This is a genomic window from Brevundimonas sp. (genome assembly GCF_046299595.1).
Lineage (GTDB): Bacteria > Pseudomonadota > Alphaproteobacteria > Caulobacterales > Caulobacteraceae > Brevundimonas.
This window is the reverse complement of sequence record NZ_JBKBHQ010000001.1, coordinates 1829081-1846500: the sequence shown is the minus strand read 5'-3', so window position 1 is coordinate 1846500 and position 17420 is coordinate 1829081. Positions and strand designations below refer to the sequence as shown.

12 protein-coding genes are annotated in these 17420 nt (G+C 69.4%); 10 read left to right on the top strand and 2 right to left on the bottom strand.

The genetic code is table 11. The features are described 5' to 3' along the window. Positions 1-29: 29 nt before the first annotated feature. Positions 30-1373 (bottom strand): M23 family metallopeptidase, encoded by a 1344-nt coding sequence (locus tag ACK4E3_RS09010; RefSeq protein WP_409699428.1) that lies wholly within the window; start codon positions 1371-1373, stop codon positions 30-32. Between the two features lie 510 nt (positions 1374-1883). On the opposite strand from ACK4E3_RS09010, the gene ACK4E3_RS09005 reads away from it, so the two are divergent. The 3 genes from ACK4E3_RS09005 to ACK4E3_RS08995 all read left to right on the top strand — a co-directional run bounded on the left by ACK4E3_RS09005 (position 1884) and on the right by ACK4E3_RS08995 (position 5881). Continuing rightward, on the top strand, positions 1884-5144 hold the full coding sequence (locus ACK4E3_RS09005) for a YdbH domain-containing protein (protein ID WP_409699426.1): 3261 nt from the start codon (positions 1884-1886) through the stop codon (positions 5142-5144). A 145-nt stretch (positions 5145-5289) separates the two neighbouring features. Further along, on the top strand, positions 5290-5478 hold the full coding sequence (locus ACK4E3_RS09000; RefSeq protein ID WP_409699423.1) for a YnbE family lipoprotein: 189 nt from the start codon (positions 5290-5292) through the stop codon (positions 5476-5478). Positions 5479-5506: 28 nt separating this feature from the next. After that, positions 5507-5881, top strand: coding sequence for a DUF1318 domain-containing protein (locus tag ACK4E3_RS08995; protein WP_409699420.1), 375 nt, complete (start codon positions 5507-5509; stop codon positions 5879-5881). Positions 5882-5937: 56 nt separating this feature from the next. Here ACK4E3_RS08995 and ACK4E3_RS08990 read toward each other — a convergent pair whose 3' ends face one another. Next, positions 5938-7239 carry a YihY/virulence factor BrkB family protein gene (locus ACK4E3_RS08990; protein WP_409699417.1) on the bottom strand — a complete coding sequence of 434 codons (1302 nt, stop codon included), beginning with the start codon at positions 7237-7239 and terminating at the stop codon, positions 5938-5940. A gap of 86 nt (positions 7240-7325) precedes the next feature. On the opposite strand from ACK4E3_RS08990, the gene prmC reads away from it, so the two are divergent. The 7 genes from prmC (at position 7326) to clpB (ending at position 17405) form a co-directional block, all read left to right on the top strand. Then, on the top strand, positions 7326-8231 hold the full coding sequence (gene prmC, locus ACK4E3_RS08985; RefSeq protein WP_409699414.1) for a peptide chain release factor N(5)-glutamine methyltransferase: 906 nt from the start codon (positions 7326-7328) through the stop codon (positions 8229-8231). A gap of 382 nt (positions 8232-8613) precedes the next feature. After that, positions 8614-9468 carry a DUF4167 domain-containing protein gene (locus ACK4E3_RS08980; RefSeq protein ID WP_409699411.1) on the top strand — a complete coding sequence of 285 codons (855 nt, stop codon included), beginning with the start codon at positions 8614-8616 and terminating at the stop codon, positions 9466-9468. Positions 9469-9548: 80 nt separating this feature from the next. Next, the gene (locus tag ACK4E3_RS08975; RefSeq protein WP_409699408.1) at positions 9549-10685 is read left to right on the top strand and encodes a two-component system response regulator; all 1137 of its coding nucleotides are present in this window, start codon (positions 9549-9551) and stop codon (positions 10683-10685) included. Positions 10686-10767: 82 nt separating this feature from the next. Then, on the top strand, positions 10768-11427 hold the full coding sequence (locus tag ACK4E3_RS08970; RefSeq protein WP_409699405.1) for a DUF4893 domain-containing protein: 660 nt from the start codon (positions 10768-10770) through the stop codon (positions 11425-11427). 175 nt (positions 11428-11602) lie between these two features. Continuing rightward, a complete protein-coding gene (locus ACK4E3_RS08965; protein ID WP_409699403.1) occupies positions 11603-12133 on the top strand; it encodes a surface-adhesin E family protein in 531 nt (176 codons plus the stop codon). A gap of 205 nt (positions 12134-12338) precedes the next feature. Beyond that, positions 12339-14699: a TonB-dependent receptor domain-containing protein gene (locus ACK4E3_RS08960; protein WP_409699401.1), complete on the top strand. Its 2361-nt coding sequence runs from the start codon at positions 12339-12341 to the stop codon at positions 14697-14699. A gap of 117 nt (positions 14700-14816) precedes the next feature. Continuing rightward, positions 14817-17405 (top strand): ATP-dependent chaperone ClpB, encoded by a 2589-nt coding sequence (gene clpB, locus ACK4E3_RS08955; protein WP_409699399.1) that lies wholly within the window; start codon positions 14817-14819, stop codon positions 17403-17405. The last annotated feature ends 15 nt before the right edge of the window (positions 17406-17420 follow it).

Sequence of the window (17420 nt, the reverse complement as noted above, 5' to 3'; positions counted from 1 at the left end):
GCCGGATAGTGCCGGATGCCGCTTCGGGATCAGCCCTGGGTGCGGCGGATGCCGTCGACCGGCACGCGCTCGCCGTTGCGGGCGGCGGCGATCATGGCGTCGATGCGGGCCTTTTCGGCGCGGAAGGCGTTGAGGTCACGGCCCGAAAGCACCGTGCCCTGAGGCACGCGCGCACCGCGCGGATTGACGCGCTGGCCATGGCGCCACAGCTCATAGTGCAGGTGCGGACCGGTGGAGGCCCCCGTCGAGCCGACATAGGCGATCACCTGACCCTGACTGACCCGCTGTCCGGGGCGCAGGCCACGGGCATAGCGCGACAGGTGCGCATAGCCGGTCTCCCAGCCGTCGGAATGGCGGATACGCACCCAGTTGCCATAGCCGCCCCAGCGCCGCGCCTCGACCACCACGCCGTCGGCAGCGGCCAGCACGGGTGTGCCGGTGGGGGCGGCGAAATCGATGCCCTGGTGCATGCGCTGATAGCCCGAGATCGGGTGGCGACGCATGCCGAAGCTGGAGCTGATGCGCGCGCCGTCGATCGGCGTGGCCAGCAGGAAGCCGCGGATGTTCTTGCCCTCGGCGTCGAAGTATTTGTACTCGCTCGCGCCCTGGGGACGGAAGCGATAGAAGACCTGGCCCTTGACCTCGGCGTAAAGCAGCTCGCCCGTCTCGACGGTGCGTCCGCTCTCGGTCACGCTGCGCTCGAACACGAGGGTGAAGCTGTCACCGGCGCGGATGTCGCGGGCAAAGTCGAGGCGATGAGCGAAAAGCTGGGTCGCGGCGCTGACGATGCGAGAGTTGGCACCGAGGCGCTGGGCGGACTGGGACAGCGAGCCGTGAATCTCGCCGGTGGCCACGTGAACTTCCTGGGTGATCAGTTCCTCGAGGGCGCGCACGTGCAGGGCACCGTCGAAGCTGCGCGACACCGTCAGCTGGGTCGCGGGGCTGGTGCGCATGGTCAGGCCGATCAGGCGGCCTTCGGAGACGCGATCACCGCGCGGACGCGCCACGGCGGTCTCGAAGCGCAGCCCGGCGCGGATGTTGACCACGTCATAGGCATCGGACAGCACGCGCACGACCTCGCGCGCATCGTCCTCGGCGACACCGGCGCGGCGCACGGCCTGCTCGAAGGTCTCGCCGGAGCGGACCTGAACGGGAATGGCCTCGGGGCTGCCCATGCCTTCGGGTGCGCCCGCCGCCGTGAAGGCGCGCGCTTCCAGCGCGGCGACCTGCTCGGGCGTGAGGGGTGCAATGGGTTCTGCGGTGACGGGCTGAACGATCTTGCCGGCCAGGGTTGCGACCACGATCGCGGCGGCAACGGTGAAGAGGTGGGGCGCAAAGCGCGTAGGCTGGCGGCGTGGATCGAACTGAGCCATCGGTCCCGTCATCTGCTGCGACGCCCTGCGCGGCGCCTGATTTCACTGGCACTAAAAGAAGCCGTCAGGCCTATAGCCCGAGTTCCCAAGCTTGGGAAGCATGGCCTTCACAGGCAGTTAACTTCAAGCATTTTTACGCGTTGCGGCGTTATGCCAAGCGACTCAACCCCGTGTCCAGCACCCGACGCGCGAAGGGTCTGTGCCATTTCGACCCTCGCGGGAAGATGTCCTGCAAGGCGCTGGCCGGAACGGGGAGGCCTGCGCCTCGGCCAACGGGCGGCGAGCCTGTGCGGGCCGGTGCGGGCGCTGATCTGCTGGTGGCTCCGGGGCGCGGACACCTTTGTGCGCAAAGTGCTTGAGCCCTCTGTGGCCCGCAGCCACTCTTCATCGTGACACGCAACCGCAGCGGCCTTTGCGCTTTCAGTGCTGAGGGCCTATCAGCCTTCATCGGGGCTTCAGTCTTCTGGTGTCATTGACCCTGCCCAGTGATCACGCCGGACAAACGCGATTGTGAACGACACGCCCGAGCCCCAGCTTCCCGATCTTCCCCCCGAGCCTCCTCCCGGGGGCAGGCCCGAAGGCGAAAGCCGGGCAGCCGAGAGCCCTGCGCGGCTCCGGGCGCGCGGATCGCGCCTGCGCCGGGTGATGCGGCGTGCCCTGATCGTGCTGCTGGTGGTTCTGCTGCTGCTGACACTGGCACCTCTGGTGCTCTACACCCTGCGTCGCGAGGCGGCCCATCAGGTGCTCAGCGACTGGTTCGAGCGCCGGGGCATCCCCGCCGTGATCGAGGTGCGCTCCATCGAGCTGGACGGCTTTGTCGGCAGCATCGTCATAGGCGATCCCGAAGATCCCGACTTCGCCTCCGAGGAAATGGTGGTGCGCTACAGCGTCAATGCGCCCTGGTCGCGCGGCGGGCTGGGCCTGACGCCCACCGACATCCGCATCCTGCGCCCCACCTTGCGCGTGCGCTATGAGGACGGCCGCCTCGGCTTCGGGGCGCTCGATCCGCTGATCGAGACGTTCAGCCAGCGCGAGCCGCGCCCCGACGTGCCCGCCCCGCGCGTCAGCGTCGAGGAGGGGCGGCTCAATCTGGTCACACGCGGCGGGGTGCTGCCCGCGCGCCTCGACCTTGTGGCCGATCAGGGCCGCCTGCTGCGCCTGTCGGCCAGCACCGGGGGCGGTCCGCTGAGCGGCCCGGATTTCGAGGCCGAGGTGGGGGCCTCCAGCCTGACCCTCGTCACACGGGGCAACCGCACCGACGTCGCCCTTCGCGCCAGCGCGCCCCGCTTCAGCCGCGGCGAGGAAGGCGGCGGGGCGGGCGGTGCGCTCTCGCTGGCCGGTGCCCGCCTGGAGCTGAGCGCGGACCTGGCCTATCCCGACACCCTGCGCCGCCAGCTCGACGGTCCGGCCCGCCTGTCGCTCAGCTTCGCCGCCGACAGCTTCGGCGCAGGCGAAAATACGGCGCGTGATCTGACGTTCAGCCTCGATTTCGACGGCATGGGCGCAGGCTGGCTCGACAACTGGCGCCTGTCTGGCGACAGCGCCATGCGCATGAGCGCCTCAGTGCTCGGCGCCCCTTCGCTGAATGCCAGGGGCCTCGACGTCAGCCTCGGCTCGGCGCCTGCAGAACTGGCGTCCGGGCGCGAGGGCCTGCGCTGGCGTTTTGACGGTCCTGCCCGCGTGCGTACGGCGCAGCTTCGCACAGCGGGCCTCAACCTGTCAGGACTGGAGCTTGCGGGCAGCGATGTGGTGGCCGGCGGGCGCGGCGGCGCACTCGAGATTACCGGCCCCTTGCGCCTCAATGCCCGCAGCGCGAGCAGCGGCCCTCTGACCCTCAACGGTGTGAGCGGCTCGGTGATCTCGGATGTGCGCATCTCGCAGGCCAGTCTGATCGACCTGCGCCTCGGTCTTTCCTCTCGCGGCGGCGCGCTCGACCTGCTGGGCACGCCGCGCGCAGGCGACAACGGCGACCTGATCGCCCTGAAGCGTGCGCTGGGCGACTTTGCCCTGAGCGCGCCCAATATTCGTGTGGCCACCGGCACCTCGGGCACCGAGGTGGTGCTGGGCGCGCCCCTGACCCTGACGCCTCGCACCGGCGGCCAGATCCGCATCAGCGCGGCTCCCGCCCAGCCCCTGTGGCGCGCGACGCCCGACTTTGGCTCGGGCGGCAGCTTCGAGATGATCTCGACCCGCGCAGGTGGCGGCCTGCCCGATGCGTCGGTTCAGGTGCGCAACCTTCGCCTGCCCGCAGGGGGTTTCATCGCCGACGTGAGCGGGCGTGCCGGCCTAGACTACGACTTTGCGCGAGGCATCGACCTGACATTCAGCGGCCAGCTCGCCAATGCTGGCGGGCAGACGCGCTTTGCGGCGCGCGAGTGCGTCAGTGTCTCGACCCGCGCGCTGGTGTTCGGGGACAATACCGTCAGCGATCTGTCCGGTGCCCTGTGCCCCGTCTCGGCCCCGCTGCTGACCATCAGCGGCGGCAACTGGCGTCTTGTCTCCGAGGCGCGCGGTGTCTCGGCCCATGTGGACTTTCTCGATATCGCCATCAGCGAGGCCGCAGGGCCGCTCACCTTCGCCAATACGCCCGCCGGGCTTGAGGCCGAGGTGGATGTGCGCGCGGCAGCCCTGAGCGACACCGCCGAGATGCCCCGTTTCAATCCGCTGGCCAGCGACGGGCGCATCACGCTCGCGCGTGACCGCTGGCGCGGCGATCTGGCCCTGCGTGCGGACGGCCGGCACCTGGGCCAGATGAGCCTCGATCACGATCAGGGCACCGGCGCAGGCGGCGTCGCCTTCGACATGACCGGCCTGTCGTTCACCCAGGACGGGCTGCAGCCCTCGCGCCTGACGCCCATAGGGGCCAACCTCGTGACCGGAAACGCCGAGGGCCGCGCCCACTTCGCAGGCCGCTTCGACTGGACCCGCGACGACAGCGCGAGTACCGGGCGCGCCGTGATCGAGCGTCTCGATTTCGACAGTCCCGCCGGGCGCGTCGAGGGCCTGTCGGGCACGCTGGACTTCGCCTCGCTGGTGCCCCTGACCACCGCCCCGGTCCAGCGCCTCAGGGCCGAGCGCGTCGCGGCCGTCACGGCGCTGGAGGATATCGAGGCCACCTTCTCGCTCGGCCCGACAGGTCTGGTGATCGATGCCGCCACCTTGCGCGCGGCGGGCGGGCGCGTGCGCATCGAGCCCATGACCCTGCCGCTCACCCCCTCCATTGCCTTTGATGGCGTGCTGGTGCTGGAGGACGTCGATCTGGGCCAGATCATCGTGGACGCGGGGTTCGGCAACACGGTGCGCGTAGAGGCCCGCGTCTCGGGGCGCCTGCCGTTCGTGTCGGATGCGGACGGGCGCGTGCGCATCATTGATGGTCAGCTGGCCGCCACGGGGCCGGGCCGACTTTCCATCCGTCGCGGGGGCCTGACCGACGTGTCTGCAGACGGTGGCAGTGCCGAAGCGCCCGACGTGGTGCAGGATCTGGCCTATCAGGCGCTGGAGCACATGGCGTTCGACATCCTTTCCGCGGATGTGCGCACCTTGCCCGGCGGGCGGCTCGGCCTGGTGTTCCGTCTGCGCGGACGCCACGACCCGCCCGAGCATCAGGAAATCCGCCTGACGCCCGCGCAGCTTCTCAATCAGGATTTCCTGTCGGGGCCGCTTCCACTGCCTTCGGGCACCGAGGTCAATCTGACGCTGGATGTCTCGCTCAATCTCGACGAGCTGATCGAGCAGCTTCGCGAGGAGATGGCCCGTCAGGAAGGCCCCTAGGGCGGCAGCACCAGCGGGCTTGCGCCATTCAGAACCCGTTCATGGGCACGCGCGTTAGATGCTTGGTGACAGGTCTGGTGTGCGATACAGGGCCTTGTCAGCGTGAGTGTTTCCCTATCCGTGCCTGCCGGAGCCCGTGACGTCGATGACCAGACGCGACCTAGCCATCCTCGCCAGCGCCACCGCCATCACCGTGGGCGCGGCGGCCTGCACGCCGACCGTGCGCCTGCAGGTCGAACCCATTCACATCTACGCCAAGCTCGATCTGGACGTGCGCGTGCGTCTGGATGAGGAGCTGAGGCGCTTCTACGAGCAGAACCCGGACCTGTTCTGAGGCTGACCCCTTTTCGAGGCACATGACCATGACCTTCCGCACCCTTCTCACCGCCGTGGCCAGCGCGATGCTGATCGCCGGCGTCGGCGTCGCGGGCCACGCCTACGCCCAGTCCCAGGCCGAGCGCAGCCTGTTCCAGAGCGCGCGCACCCAGGGTATCGTGGGCGAGTTGCATACCGGCTTTGCCGCCATCCGCAACGAATCCGCCGCCACCGCCGACATCCGCGCTGCCGTTCAGGCGGTCAATGACGCCCGCCGTCAGGGCTATGCGGCCAGCGCGCGCGAGGCTGGCACCTCGGTCGATGTGGCGGGCGCCGCCATGTTCGAGAGCCGCATCCTGCCGGGCCTGCCGTCCGGCGCCTGGTATCGCACGGCCTCGGGACAGTGGGTGCAGAAGCCCTGATCCCGCCATTCCGGTGATGAACCGATCAGCCCCAGCCGCACGTGCCGGGGCTTTTTTTACTGACTCTGGTCGCCGCGCTGGCGGCGGACAAGCCGGGCCGTGAGCGCCTCGGCGTGCTTCATGGTCATGGCGATGGCGGCCTTCGAGCCCGCCTTGGGTCCGACACTGTCGGCCACGGTGGCGCCGCGCTCGCCAAGGGCGCATGGCTCGCCGATGGTGGTGTCGCACGCGGTCTGGTGCTCCAGCGCCGCATTCAGCGCCGCGCCCAGAAGCACGAGCTGCGCGCTGATCCACGCCCACACCATGAAGCCCATCAGCGCACCCAGCGAGCCGTAGGAGCGGCTGAAATCGGCGAAGGTGGACAGATACCACGAGAACAGGCTCGACAGTGCCAGAGAGCCCAGCGCCGCAAAGGCCGCGCCCGGCACCAGCCAGCGCCACCTGGCCCGCGCCCGGCACGGCCCCCAGCGGTAAAGCGCCATCAGGGCCACCAGATACACGCCCAGCAGCGCCAGCCAGCGCAGGCCCGCGATCATGGCGAACTCCTCGGTGAGGCCCAGTGTACGCAGGACCACGGGCACCGCCACCACCAGACCTGTCACTACCAGCAGGAACGCCAGCGCCGAGAGCGTAAAGGCGAATCCGAGCAGGTTGAACGCGATCGGCCCGCGCCGCTCGGCCTCGTGATAGGTGATGTTCAGCCCGTAAAAGAGCCCCTTGACCGCCAGATTGGCCGTCCACAGCGACACCAGCAGAGAGCCCGCCAGCGTCAACCCGAGGGTGGGCCGGTCGGCGCTGGCCAGCCGCCTCATCTCGTCGCCGATGAACCCGGCCACCTCGGCGGGCAGGACGCTGGTGACATAGGTCAGATGCTCCCACGCACTGACCGGATTGGCGAACAGGCCATACAGCGTCACGAAGGCGGCAAGCGTGGGAAACAGCGACAGCACCGCAAAGAAAGCCACGGTTCCGGCCACGAAGTTGGTGCGATCGCCGAGATAGCTCGCGCCCGTGCGCCAGAGCACATCGTGCCATCCCGCCGCCGGGATCTGCCAGGGCCACTGGGCATTGCGCCCGCGCCCCGGCTCGCGCGCCTCGAAGTCGGCGGGGGTGTCGGGCACGTCGGGGTTCAGCACGGCGTCGAGCCGGCGTCGGCTGTCCAGGCCATGGGCGATGGCTGCACCCGCAGCCAGCCCGGCACCCAGCGCCGCCAGAGACCGGAAGGGAATGCGCACTTTCCCGAGACTGTTAGCTGACGTGGCGCTGCGCCCTGGCGCGAGCACGTGTCCAAAACCTTTTTCCAGCTTGTACCCCAGCGCCCTCAGGCGCGACTTCACGGCGTCGATATGGAACGTCATGCGGTCCTAACGAGAGGGCCGTCGCTCACGTTCCCGCGCCCACGCCACTCTTGCCTAATGGCCCGCAAGCGCGCAGATGCCCCCTCATGAGCAGCCAGACGTCCAACCCTGATGCCGGACCGGCACATGGCCCCGCCACCCTGGTCAGCGCCTGGAAGAGCGCCCAGTCGCGCCTGAAGGCCGCCGGAATCGACAGCCCGGCCATCGACGCACGCCTGCTGCTCGAGGCGGCAACCGGCGCCACGCGGCTGGAGATTCTCACCGATCCGTACCGCGTGCTGGACGAGGAGCCCTTGGCGCGCCTCGAGGACTATCTCACCCGTCGCGAGCGGCGCGAGCCCGTCTCGCGCATCCTCGGACGCAAGGCCTTCTGGAAGGTCATGCTGTCGGTCACGCCCGATGTGCTGAGCCCGCGCGCCGACACCGAAACGGTAGTCGAGACGGCGCTTTCCGCCTTTCCCGAAGCCATGGGCTTTTCCATGCTGGACATGGGCACGGGCTCGGGCGCCATCTTGCTCGCCATCCTTGCCGAGCGCCCTGCCGCCCGCGGTCTTGGCACCGACATCAGCGAGGAAGCGCTGGCCGTGGCGCGCGACAATGCCGCCTCGCTGGGCCTTGAGGCGCGGGCCGCCTTCCTGCGCACACCGTGGGCGAGCGGGCTGGCCGATGCCTGCTTCGATCTGGTGGTCTCCAACCCGCCCTACATCCCCACGCCTGACATCGCCGGCCTGGAGCCCGAGGTGCGCGAGCACGACCCGCACCTTGCGCTCGATGGGGGCGAAGACGGCCTTGAGGCCTATCGCGCCCTTGCCCCCGAGATCGCCCGCGTGCTCAAGCCCGGCGCGCCCTTCGTGCTCGAAATCGGCTTTGATCAGGCCGCAGCCGTTACCGCCATCATGGACGAGGCCGGTTTCGAGCAGCTTCGCACGGTGCGCGACCTTGGCGACCGCGACCGCGTGGTGACGGGTCTGAAGCCGACGGGCCTTGGCTGAGCCTGCACGTCCATTGCGCTGCAGCAAGCCTTTTTGCGGGCCTCGCGGTGCAAAAAGTCTTGGAAAGGCGTGCGTGACGCGCTAAGTCTTGGGCGTCTTCCAACAAATCGCAGCATTTGGACGGTTCGCCGCCCCAGGTTCCTGCGAGCGCCTGCACGTCTGGCCATCGGGCGCAGGGGCATGAGGCGGAAGCGCATTTTCAAACAATCGGGCTCGTCACCACCTATCGCCTGAGCCTCCTATCAGGCCCGCGCCGCGCCCCACAGAACAGCTATGGCCACGACCGCCGGATGTCCGCTTTCTGGGCGCACACCGCTGGCGGCCTCCCGATCACAGAGTTCCTGCACAACGGTCTTAGAGTGCGATGAGAGATTTCAAGGGCATGAAGCGCCAGCGCGGGCGCAACCGCAAGCCGGGCGGCAACCAGGGCAACACGACCAATCCGAACCGGTCGTGGGACTCGCAGGGCCCCGAGGGCATCAAGGTCCGCGGCAACGCCCAGACGGTCTATGAGCGCTACCAGCAGCTTGCCCGCGATGCCTTTTCGTCGGGCGACCGGGTGCTGGCCGAGAACTATCTGCAGCACGCCGAGCACTATTTCCGCGTTCTGCGCGCCCTTCAGCCCAACCGGCCCGTGTCCGACATCGCCGCGCGCGAGACCTTCAACCAGGGCTTTGACATCGACTTCGAGGACGAGAGCGGCGCCCAGGCCGCTGCCTTTGCCGCCGCCGAGGCCCAGAGGCAGGCCCAGGGCCAGAACCAGGGCCAGAACCAGAATCAGGGCCAGAATCAACATCAGGGCTTCGGCAGCGAGAGCACTGATGGCGAGAACGGCGAGGGTGCCCGCCAGGACGGCGAGGGCCGCGAAGGCAGCCGCCGCGAGAGCCGCCGCGAGCGCTGGGAGCGTCGCCGCGACGAGCGCCGCCCGCGTCATGACCGCGACGATCGCGATGAGCGCGAGAGCGGCCAGCGCAGCCCCATCGAGGTCATCGACCCGGAAGCCGCCAACCGCAGCGAGACTCGAGGCCCGACGGCCGCCGACACCGACGCCCCCTCCGCGGACGCCGCATCCCTGCCCGGCTTTCTGACCCGCCCCTCGCGTGCCGCTGCGCGCAAGCCCGCTGCCGAGGCACCGGGCGAGACCGGTGGTGATGCCGGCGATGGCGACGAGGCCCCAAAGGCCCGCCGGCGCAGCCCACGCAAGAAGGCCGAGACGAGCGTGGGCGAGGACGCCTGACCCTCAGGGTTGCTGTTTATTATAACGCAACCTTCGCGTGTGTAATCTCGCAGCATTGATCGGCTGCGAGGGCTTTTGACATGTCTCACGTTCTGGACCTGGAAGGACCAGGCCCGCAAGCGCCGCGCGATCACGCATGGCTGGGTCCGGCGTTCGCCTCGCGACTGTCGCTCATCGAAGGTTTTGCCGAGCTTCTGCGCCACCCAGGCCCGGGCGAGAGCCTGTCGGCGCGCCAGAGCCTCGCCCTGTCGCACATCCTCACCACCGCGCGCGACCTGTCTCGCCTGATCGGGGCGGCGGACGATCTGGCCGACCCGCCGCTGAGCCTGCCCACCGACATCGGCCTTCTGTCCTCACGGCTGCTGGAGGAATATGGCGACGAGGCGAGAGGGCGCGCGGTGCGCTGGCTCATGGCCCCGGCCCCGCGCGGGCTGGTCTGCATGACCGACCCGGGCCGCCTGTCGCGCCTGCTGTCCGGCCTGCTCGGCCATCTGGCGCGCAACGTGCCTGCGGGCGGGCGAGTCAGCGCCAGCGTGGCGTCGCGGGCCGGTCACGCGTGCCTGACCCTCGAGATCGAGGGCTGCACCCTTGGTCAGGCCCGCCTCGAGCGGCTGGCCGGTGACGAGCCGCCCATGGACCCCATGGCCCTCGCCCTGTTCGTGGCCATGCGCCTTGCCCGCAGGCTCGGCCTCGAGCTGTGCCACGAACGAGTCCATGCCCTGCGGGCCGGCGAGATCCTGCGTGTCAGCCTTTCAGTGCCGCTGGCACCGGGCGCCGCACTCGCGCCCGCATCAAGCGCGCCGGCGGCTGCACGGCCGGACGCTGTTCCCGTCGTGCTCTATGCCGACGACAGCGCGGCGGGTATCGCCCTTGTCCGCCATGTGCTCTCGACCCTGCCGCCGGTGTGCCTGCACGTGGCGCGCTCGGCCCGCGAGGCGCTGTCGCTGGCCGAGGGGCTGGAGCCCGATCTGGTCATCGCCAGCACCGACCTGCCCGATGCACCTGCGCGCCAGCTCAAGACCGACCTGCGTGCCCACCCCCTGACGCGGCACCTGTCGCTGATCCTGCTGGGGCGCGCGCCGGGCATCGGCGAGCCTGCGGGGCCGGGACGCGGCTTTACCCTGCACCTGTCTCGCCCTCTGGATGTGACCACATTGCGCGCCAGCATCGAGACGGGCCTGCGGCGGGGCGTGCGTGCGCGCGCCGACCATCCCTGACTCTGCCTCGGGGCTGCACAGTGTTGACCGTCACGAGGGCTTGCGAGCAAATGCCTCCTTCGCCCCCAGTCAGAGGTCGCCCATGCTTCGTTCCCTTGCCTGCCTGAGCCTGTCCGTGGCCCTGATCGGCGGCTGTGCCAGCGTGCCGCCTCCGCCTGCGCCCCCGCCGCTTCCCGGCGCGCCCGGTGGCGGAGGGCCGATCCAGCAGGACTGGCGCACCATCATCACCTCCTACGACCGCGACCGGCTCAACCGGCTCGATGCGGCCTGGTCGCTGGCCCTGGCTCAGGCGCGCCGCCAGGAGGGATCGGGCGATCTTCGCAGTCTCGGACGCCTGATCGATCCCGACGCGGCCCAGGCGAGTGTCACCCCGCCGCCGGGGGAGTACCGCTGCCGCACCATCAAGCTGGGCTCCCAGTCGGGCGAGAGCGGGCTTGGCTATGTGGTCTATGGCTGGTTCCAGTGCCGCATCGAACAGACCCCCGGCGGTCTCAAGCTGTCCAAGCTGACCGGCTCCCAGCGTCAGTTCGGCCTGTTCTTTTCCGAAAGCCCCAGGCGCATGGTGTTCCTCGGCTCGCTCGCAATAGGCAACGAGCCTCCGGCCACCTCCTACGGCCTCAATGCCGAGCGCGACATCGTTGGCGTGCTGGAGCGAGTGGAGCCGAACCGCTGGCGCCTCGTCATGCCCTGGCCGCAGTATGAATCGAACCTCGACATCCTGGAGCTGGTGCCCGCCAGCTAGGGCGTCCCCGGTTCGGCAATGCGACAGTCCGTTGCGCCCGCCCCTCTCGCCCCCCTCTCGCCCCCCCGTCCCGGGGGTGCCACAGTGCGCAGCGCAGATGTAGTGACAGGGCAATGAACGCTTGGCCCTGAGCGCTTTTGGGCCTTTACTCTGATCGCTTCCGGGGGAGAACCACATGAGCATCCGCACCACCGCACTGACCCTTGCCGCGACGGCCACTGTCGCGCTCGGCACCGCCTTGGCCGCCGCAGGGGCCGCCGCAGGAGCAGCCACGGCCCAGTCCAGCAGCATGGGCCCGATCTGGGCCGTCAACTTCGGCGACAACTCCGCCCGCTTCGTCGACGAGCGCAGCTTGTCGATCAATGGCGATGTGCGCTCGATCATGGAGATGGGCACCTTCAAGAACGGCCACAATTTCGCCGGCACCACCATCCACGCCTATGTGACCACCACCCAGGTCAACTGCCGCACGCGCCAGACGCGCCTGCTCAATGTCGTGGGCTACAACCGCGCCTTCGAGGTGGTCGTGCCCTACAACACCGCCTCTTCGGACTGGGACACGGTCAGCCCCAACACCGCCGGGGCCGACATGGTCAACTTCATCTGCTCCGAACGCAGCCGCTGGGACGCCGAGCTGAACCTGCCCGCCTGTGCGCCCGACTTCCGTTCGGTGGCGACCTTCTACTTCCAGTACATGACCCAGTAGGCGAGCCCTGCAAGCGGCCCTCATGCCCGAGCCGCGGGCGTGAGGGGCTCCTGCGCGCACGGCCAGATGCGATCCTGTCGCAAGACGCTGAAATGCGGCAGGATTGTGCCCGTTCAGATGACGGCGATTTAACTGGGGCGCACAGGCTCCCCCTGCTATCGGCGGTGCGAAGCGGACCATCAGGGTCCGCAGGGGCACCACGAACATGATCCGTCTCAAGACCGTCCTTCTCGCCGGCACCGCCACCGCGCTCGTCGCCGCTGCGCCCGCCATGGCCGCCGCCATGGATCACGAGGGCGCAAGCCAGCATACAGGTGCCCAGCCCACAAGCACCCAGACGCCTGCCCAGCCCACGCCCCGGCAGCCTGCCGCCGCCGACGCAGAGCAGCCGTCGAGCGCCGAGGAATCATCGCCCGAGGACGGCGACGAGCCCGATCAGGACGAGCACGATCAGGACGGGCCCGCCGAGCCCACGGCGGTCGAAGGTCTGGTGATCGTCGCGCCCAACAGCGAGATCCGCACCTCGATCGACTCGGTCAGCTACAGCCTCGCCAATGACCTTCAGGCGACCACCGGCAGCCTGGCCGATGCCCTGCGCAACATCCCCTCGGTCGATGTGGACCCTCAGGGGAATGTCTCGCTTCGCGGCGATTCCAACGTCACGATCCTGGTCGACGGTCGCCCGTCCGGCATCCTTTCCGGCCCCGGCCGCGCCCAGGCCCTGCTGCAGCTGCCCGCCAGCCAGTATGCGCGCATCGAGGTCATGACCAATCCGTCCGCCGCCTACAGCCCCGAGGGCTCGGGCGGGGTCATCAATCTGATCACCCGTCCCACCGCGCCGCGCGCGGGCGTGCAGACCACCGGCTCGGCGCGCTTCAATGTCGGCACCGACGGCCGCTGGAACGCCGGCATCAGCGGCTCGTGGCAGAAGGATCGCGTGACGCTTTCGGGCGATCTCAGCTATCGCGCCGATCCCAACTCGGTCGGATTCATCCGCGAGCGCGAGCAGTTCGATCCGGTCACCGGCGATCTGGTCTCGATCACCACCACCGACCAGAGCGTCGAGATCGACAACAGCGGGGCCTTTGGCCGCTTCACCGCCGAATACCGCATCACCCCGCGCACCTCCCTGACCGGAGAGCTGCGCGCCGTCGCCTTCGAGGGCGAGGGCGATGTCATTGGCCTGTTCGAGACGCGCAATCCGGCGGGCACCGTGACCGGCGCCTTCCGCCGCGACGGCCAGACCGCATTCGATTTCACCAACTTCGGCGCCACGGCGCGTGTGGTGCACCGCTTTGACGATGCGGGCCACGAGTGGTCGAACGAGCTGCGCTTTGACAGCAATGCCAATGAAAGCGGCGGCGTCGCGCTCAGCCGATTCCTGACCCCGGCAGCGCCCGACCTTTTCGAGCGCACCAGCCAGAGCATCGAGCAGGAGACCCTCGGCTTCACCAGCGCCTATGTGCGACCCACCGAGGACGGCGGGCGCCTGCGCGCAGGCTATGAGCTGAACCAGCAGCGCCCGACCCAGGACGTGCTGTTCGAGCGCGGCCCCTCGGTCAGCGGCCTCGCGCCCGTGCCGGGCCTGAGCAACCGCTTCGAGGCGCGCCAGAGCGTGCACGCCCTCTATGCCACCTTCGAGCGCCCCCTGAGCGAGCGCCTCGCCGCCCAGGTGGGTCTGCGCCTCGAGCAGGCCGACATCCGCATCGAGGACATCACCGGCGGCCTGAGCGCCAGCCAGGACTATTTCCGCGCCTATCCCAGCGCCCACGTCCAGTATCAGCTCAGCGACACCCAGACCCTGCGCGCCAGCTACTCGCGCCGCATCCAGCGCCCCCAGCCCGGCCAGCTCAACCCCTTCGTCGCCTATCAGGATCCCCAGAACCTGCGCTCGGGCAACCCGGACCTGGAGCCCCAGGAAACCGACTCCTTCGAGCTGATGTGGCAGATGCGCCAGGGCCAGACCTTCTATCAGTCCACCCTCTATCACCGCTCGACCAGCGGCGCGTTCACGGACGTGGCCGTCGATATCGGCGGGGGCGTGCTGCTGACGCGCCCGGAGAACCTGGGCGGGCGCCGCGACACCGGGCTGGAGCTGACCGCCAGCGGCCGCATCAGCCCCACCCTGCGCTACAACGCCAGCGTCAACCTGTTCTATCAGGAGATCGACGCAGGCGGCATCGCGGGCGGCAGCGACCGCTCGGGCACCCTGGCCAGCGGCCGCGCCAGCCTCAACTGGCAGCCCGATGATCGCAATTTCGTCCAGGTGACCGGCTTCTGGCAGGGCGAGAGCCTGCTGGCCCAGGGCACGCGCGAGGCGGGCGGCATGCTCAACATCGGCTATCGCCGCCGCCTGAACGAGCAGTGGTCGCTGAACGTGACCGGGCGCGACGTGCTCAACACCTTCAACAACGTCACGGTGTTCGAGACCCCGCTGTTCCGCGAGCGCTTCGAGCAGAAGGTGTCCTTGCGCGCCTTCTACATCGGCCTGACCTACAGCTTCGGCTCCAGCCCGCGCCGCCAGCCCGAGCAGTTCGACTTCTCGACCGCGCCCACCGGGGGCTGACGGCGAGCGGCCCTTGCAGGGCCCGGCCCGCTCACCCACCTGTTCCATGACCCGCGCAGGTGCGTCGCCCACATCGGGGGCGCGCGTGCGTTTCATCCGCCTCATGCAGGGGAAGACATGGACCTTGACCTCTACTCCGACCGCGCCCGTCAGGCCGTGCAGTCGGCCCAGACCCTGGCGCTGGCGCGCCGCCACCAGCAATTCGCGCCCGAGCACCTGCTAAAAACCCTGCTGGAGAGCCGCGACGCCCTGGCCCGCTCGCTGATCGAGAGCGCGGGCGGTCGCCCGGCGGCTGTGGATGCGGCGGTGGAAGGCGCGCTGTCAAGGCTGCCGCGCGTCGAGGGCGGCTCGGGCCAGCTCTATCTCAAGCCCGAGATGGCGCGCACATTCGCCGCCGCCGAAGCCGCCGCCAAGGAAGCGGGCGATGCCTTCGTCACCTCAGAGCGCCTGCTGTCGGCCCTGGCGCGCGAGGGCGGAGAGGCCGCGCGCATCCTCAAGGACAATGGCGTCACGCCCGAGCGTCTCGACGAGGCCGCCACGGCCCTGCGCAAGGGCCGCCCGGCCGACAGCGCCTCGGCCGAGGACGCCTATGACGCGCTCAAGCGCTATGCCCGCGACCTGACCGAAGCGGCGCGCGACGGCAAGGTCGATCCGGTGATCGGGCGCGACGAGGAAATCCGGCGCACCATCCAGGTGCTCTCGCGCCGCACCAAGAACAATCCGGTTCTGATCGGAGAGCCCGGCGTGGGCAAGACCGCCATCGTCGAGGGGCTGGCGCTGCGCATCGTCAATGGCGACGTGCCCGAGAGCCTGCGCGACAAGCGCGTGCTGGCCCTCGACATGGGCGCGCTGATCGCAGGGGCCAAGTATCGCGGCGAGTTCGAGGAACGCCTCAAGGCCGTGCTGGGCGAGGTCAGCGCCGCCGAAGGCCAGATCGTGCTGTTCATCGACGAGATGCACACCCTGGTCGGAGCCGGCAAGACCGATGGCGCCATGGACGCCTCCAACCTGCTCAAGCCGGCGCTTGCGCGCGGCGAGCTGCACTGCGTGGGTGCCACCACCCTCGACGAATACCGCAAGCACGTCGAGAAGGACGCCGCCCTGGCGCGGCGCTTCCAGCCCGTGTTCGTGGACGAGCCCTCGGTCGAGGACACGGTGTCGATCCTGCGCGGGCTGAAGGAGAAGTACGAGGTTCACCACGGCGTGCGCATCTCGGACTCGGCCATTGTGGCGGCGGCGAGCCTGTCGAACCGCTACATCACCGACCGCTTCCTGCCCGACAAGGCCATCGACCTGATCGACGAGGCCGCCTCGCGCGTGCGCATGAACGTGGACTCCAAGCCCGAGGCCCTGGACGAGATCGACCGCCGCCTCGTCCAGCTCAAGATCGAGCGCGAGGCCCTGCGCAAGGAGACCGACGCCGGGTCGCGCGCGCGCCTCGATCGGCTGGAAGGCGAGATCGGCGAGCTGGAACAGCAGTCCGCGGCCCTGACCGCACGCTGGCGCTCGGAAAAGGACAAGGTCGGCGAGAGCGCGCGCCTGCGCGAGACGCTGGAGCGCCTGCGACTTGAACTGACCCACGCCCAGCGGGCGGGCGATCTGGCCCGCGCCTCCGAGATCGCCTACGGCCAGATTCCGGCACTCGAGCGCCAGCTTGCCGAGGCCGAGGCCACCGCCGCGCAAGGGGCCGCGCCCCTCACGCCCGAGGTGGTGGACGCCGAACAGATCGCCGCCGTGGTCAGCCGCTGGACCGGCGTGCCCGTGGACAAGATGCTGGAAGCCGAGCGCGAGAAGCTGCTGGCCATGGAAGATGCGCTGCGCGCGCGCGTGGTCGGTCAGGATGCGGCGCTGGAAGCGGTCTCCGATGCGGTGCGACGTGCCCGCGCGGGCCTGAACGATCCGAACCGCCCGCTGGGCTCGTTCCTGTTCCTCGGTCCCACCGGCGTGGGCAAGACCGAGCTGACCCGCGCGCTCGCCGCCTTCCTGTTCGATGACGAGGCCGCCGTCACGCGCATCGACATGAGCGAGTATATGGAAAAGCACGCCGTCAGCCGCCTGATCGGCGCGCCGCCGGGCTATGTCGGCTATGACGAGGGCGGGGCGCTGACCGAAGCCGTGCGCAGGCGGCCCTATCAGGTCGTGCTGTTCGACGAAGTGGAAAAGGCCCACCCGGACGTGTTCAACGTGCTGCTTCAGGTGCTCGACGACGGCCGCCTGACCGACAGCCAGGGCCGCACTGTCGACTTCAAGAACACCCTGATCATCATGACCTCGAACCTGGGCTCTGACGCCCTGGCCGCCCAGCCCGAGGGCGAGGACGTCGAGGCGGTGCGCCCCATCGTCATGGAGGCGGTGCGCGCACACTTCCGGCCCGAGTTCCTCAACCGCATCGACGAGATCATCCTGTTCCGCCGCCTCGGCCGCGAGCAGATGGGCGCCATCGTGCGCATCCAGCTTGCGCGTCTGGAGGCCCTGCTGGCCGACCGGCGCATGGCGCTCAGCCTCGATGACGCGGCGCTGGCGTGGCTGGCCGAGCGGGGTTTCGACCCGGCCTATGGCGCGCGCCCGCTCAAGCGTGTGATCCAGAAGGAGCTGACCGACCCCATCGCGCGCAAGCTGCTGGCGGGCGAGCTGGAGGACGGCAGCGTGATCGCCGTGTCAGCGGGCAGCGACGGGCTGGAGATCGGCAAGGCGGCCTTGCACTAGGCACGCTGCCTCTGG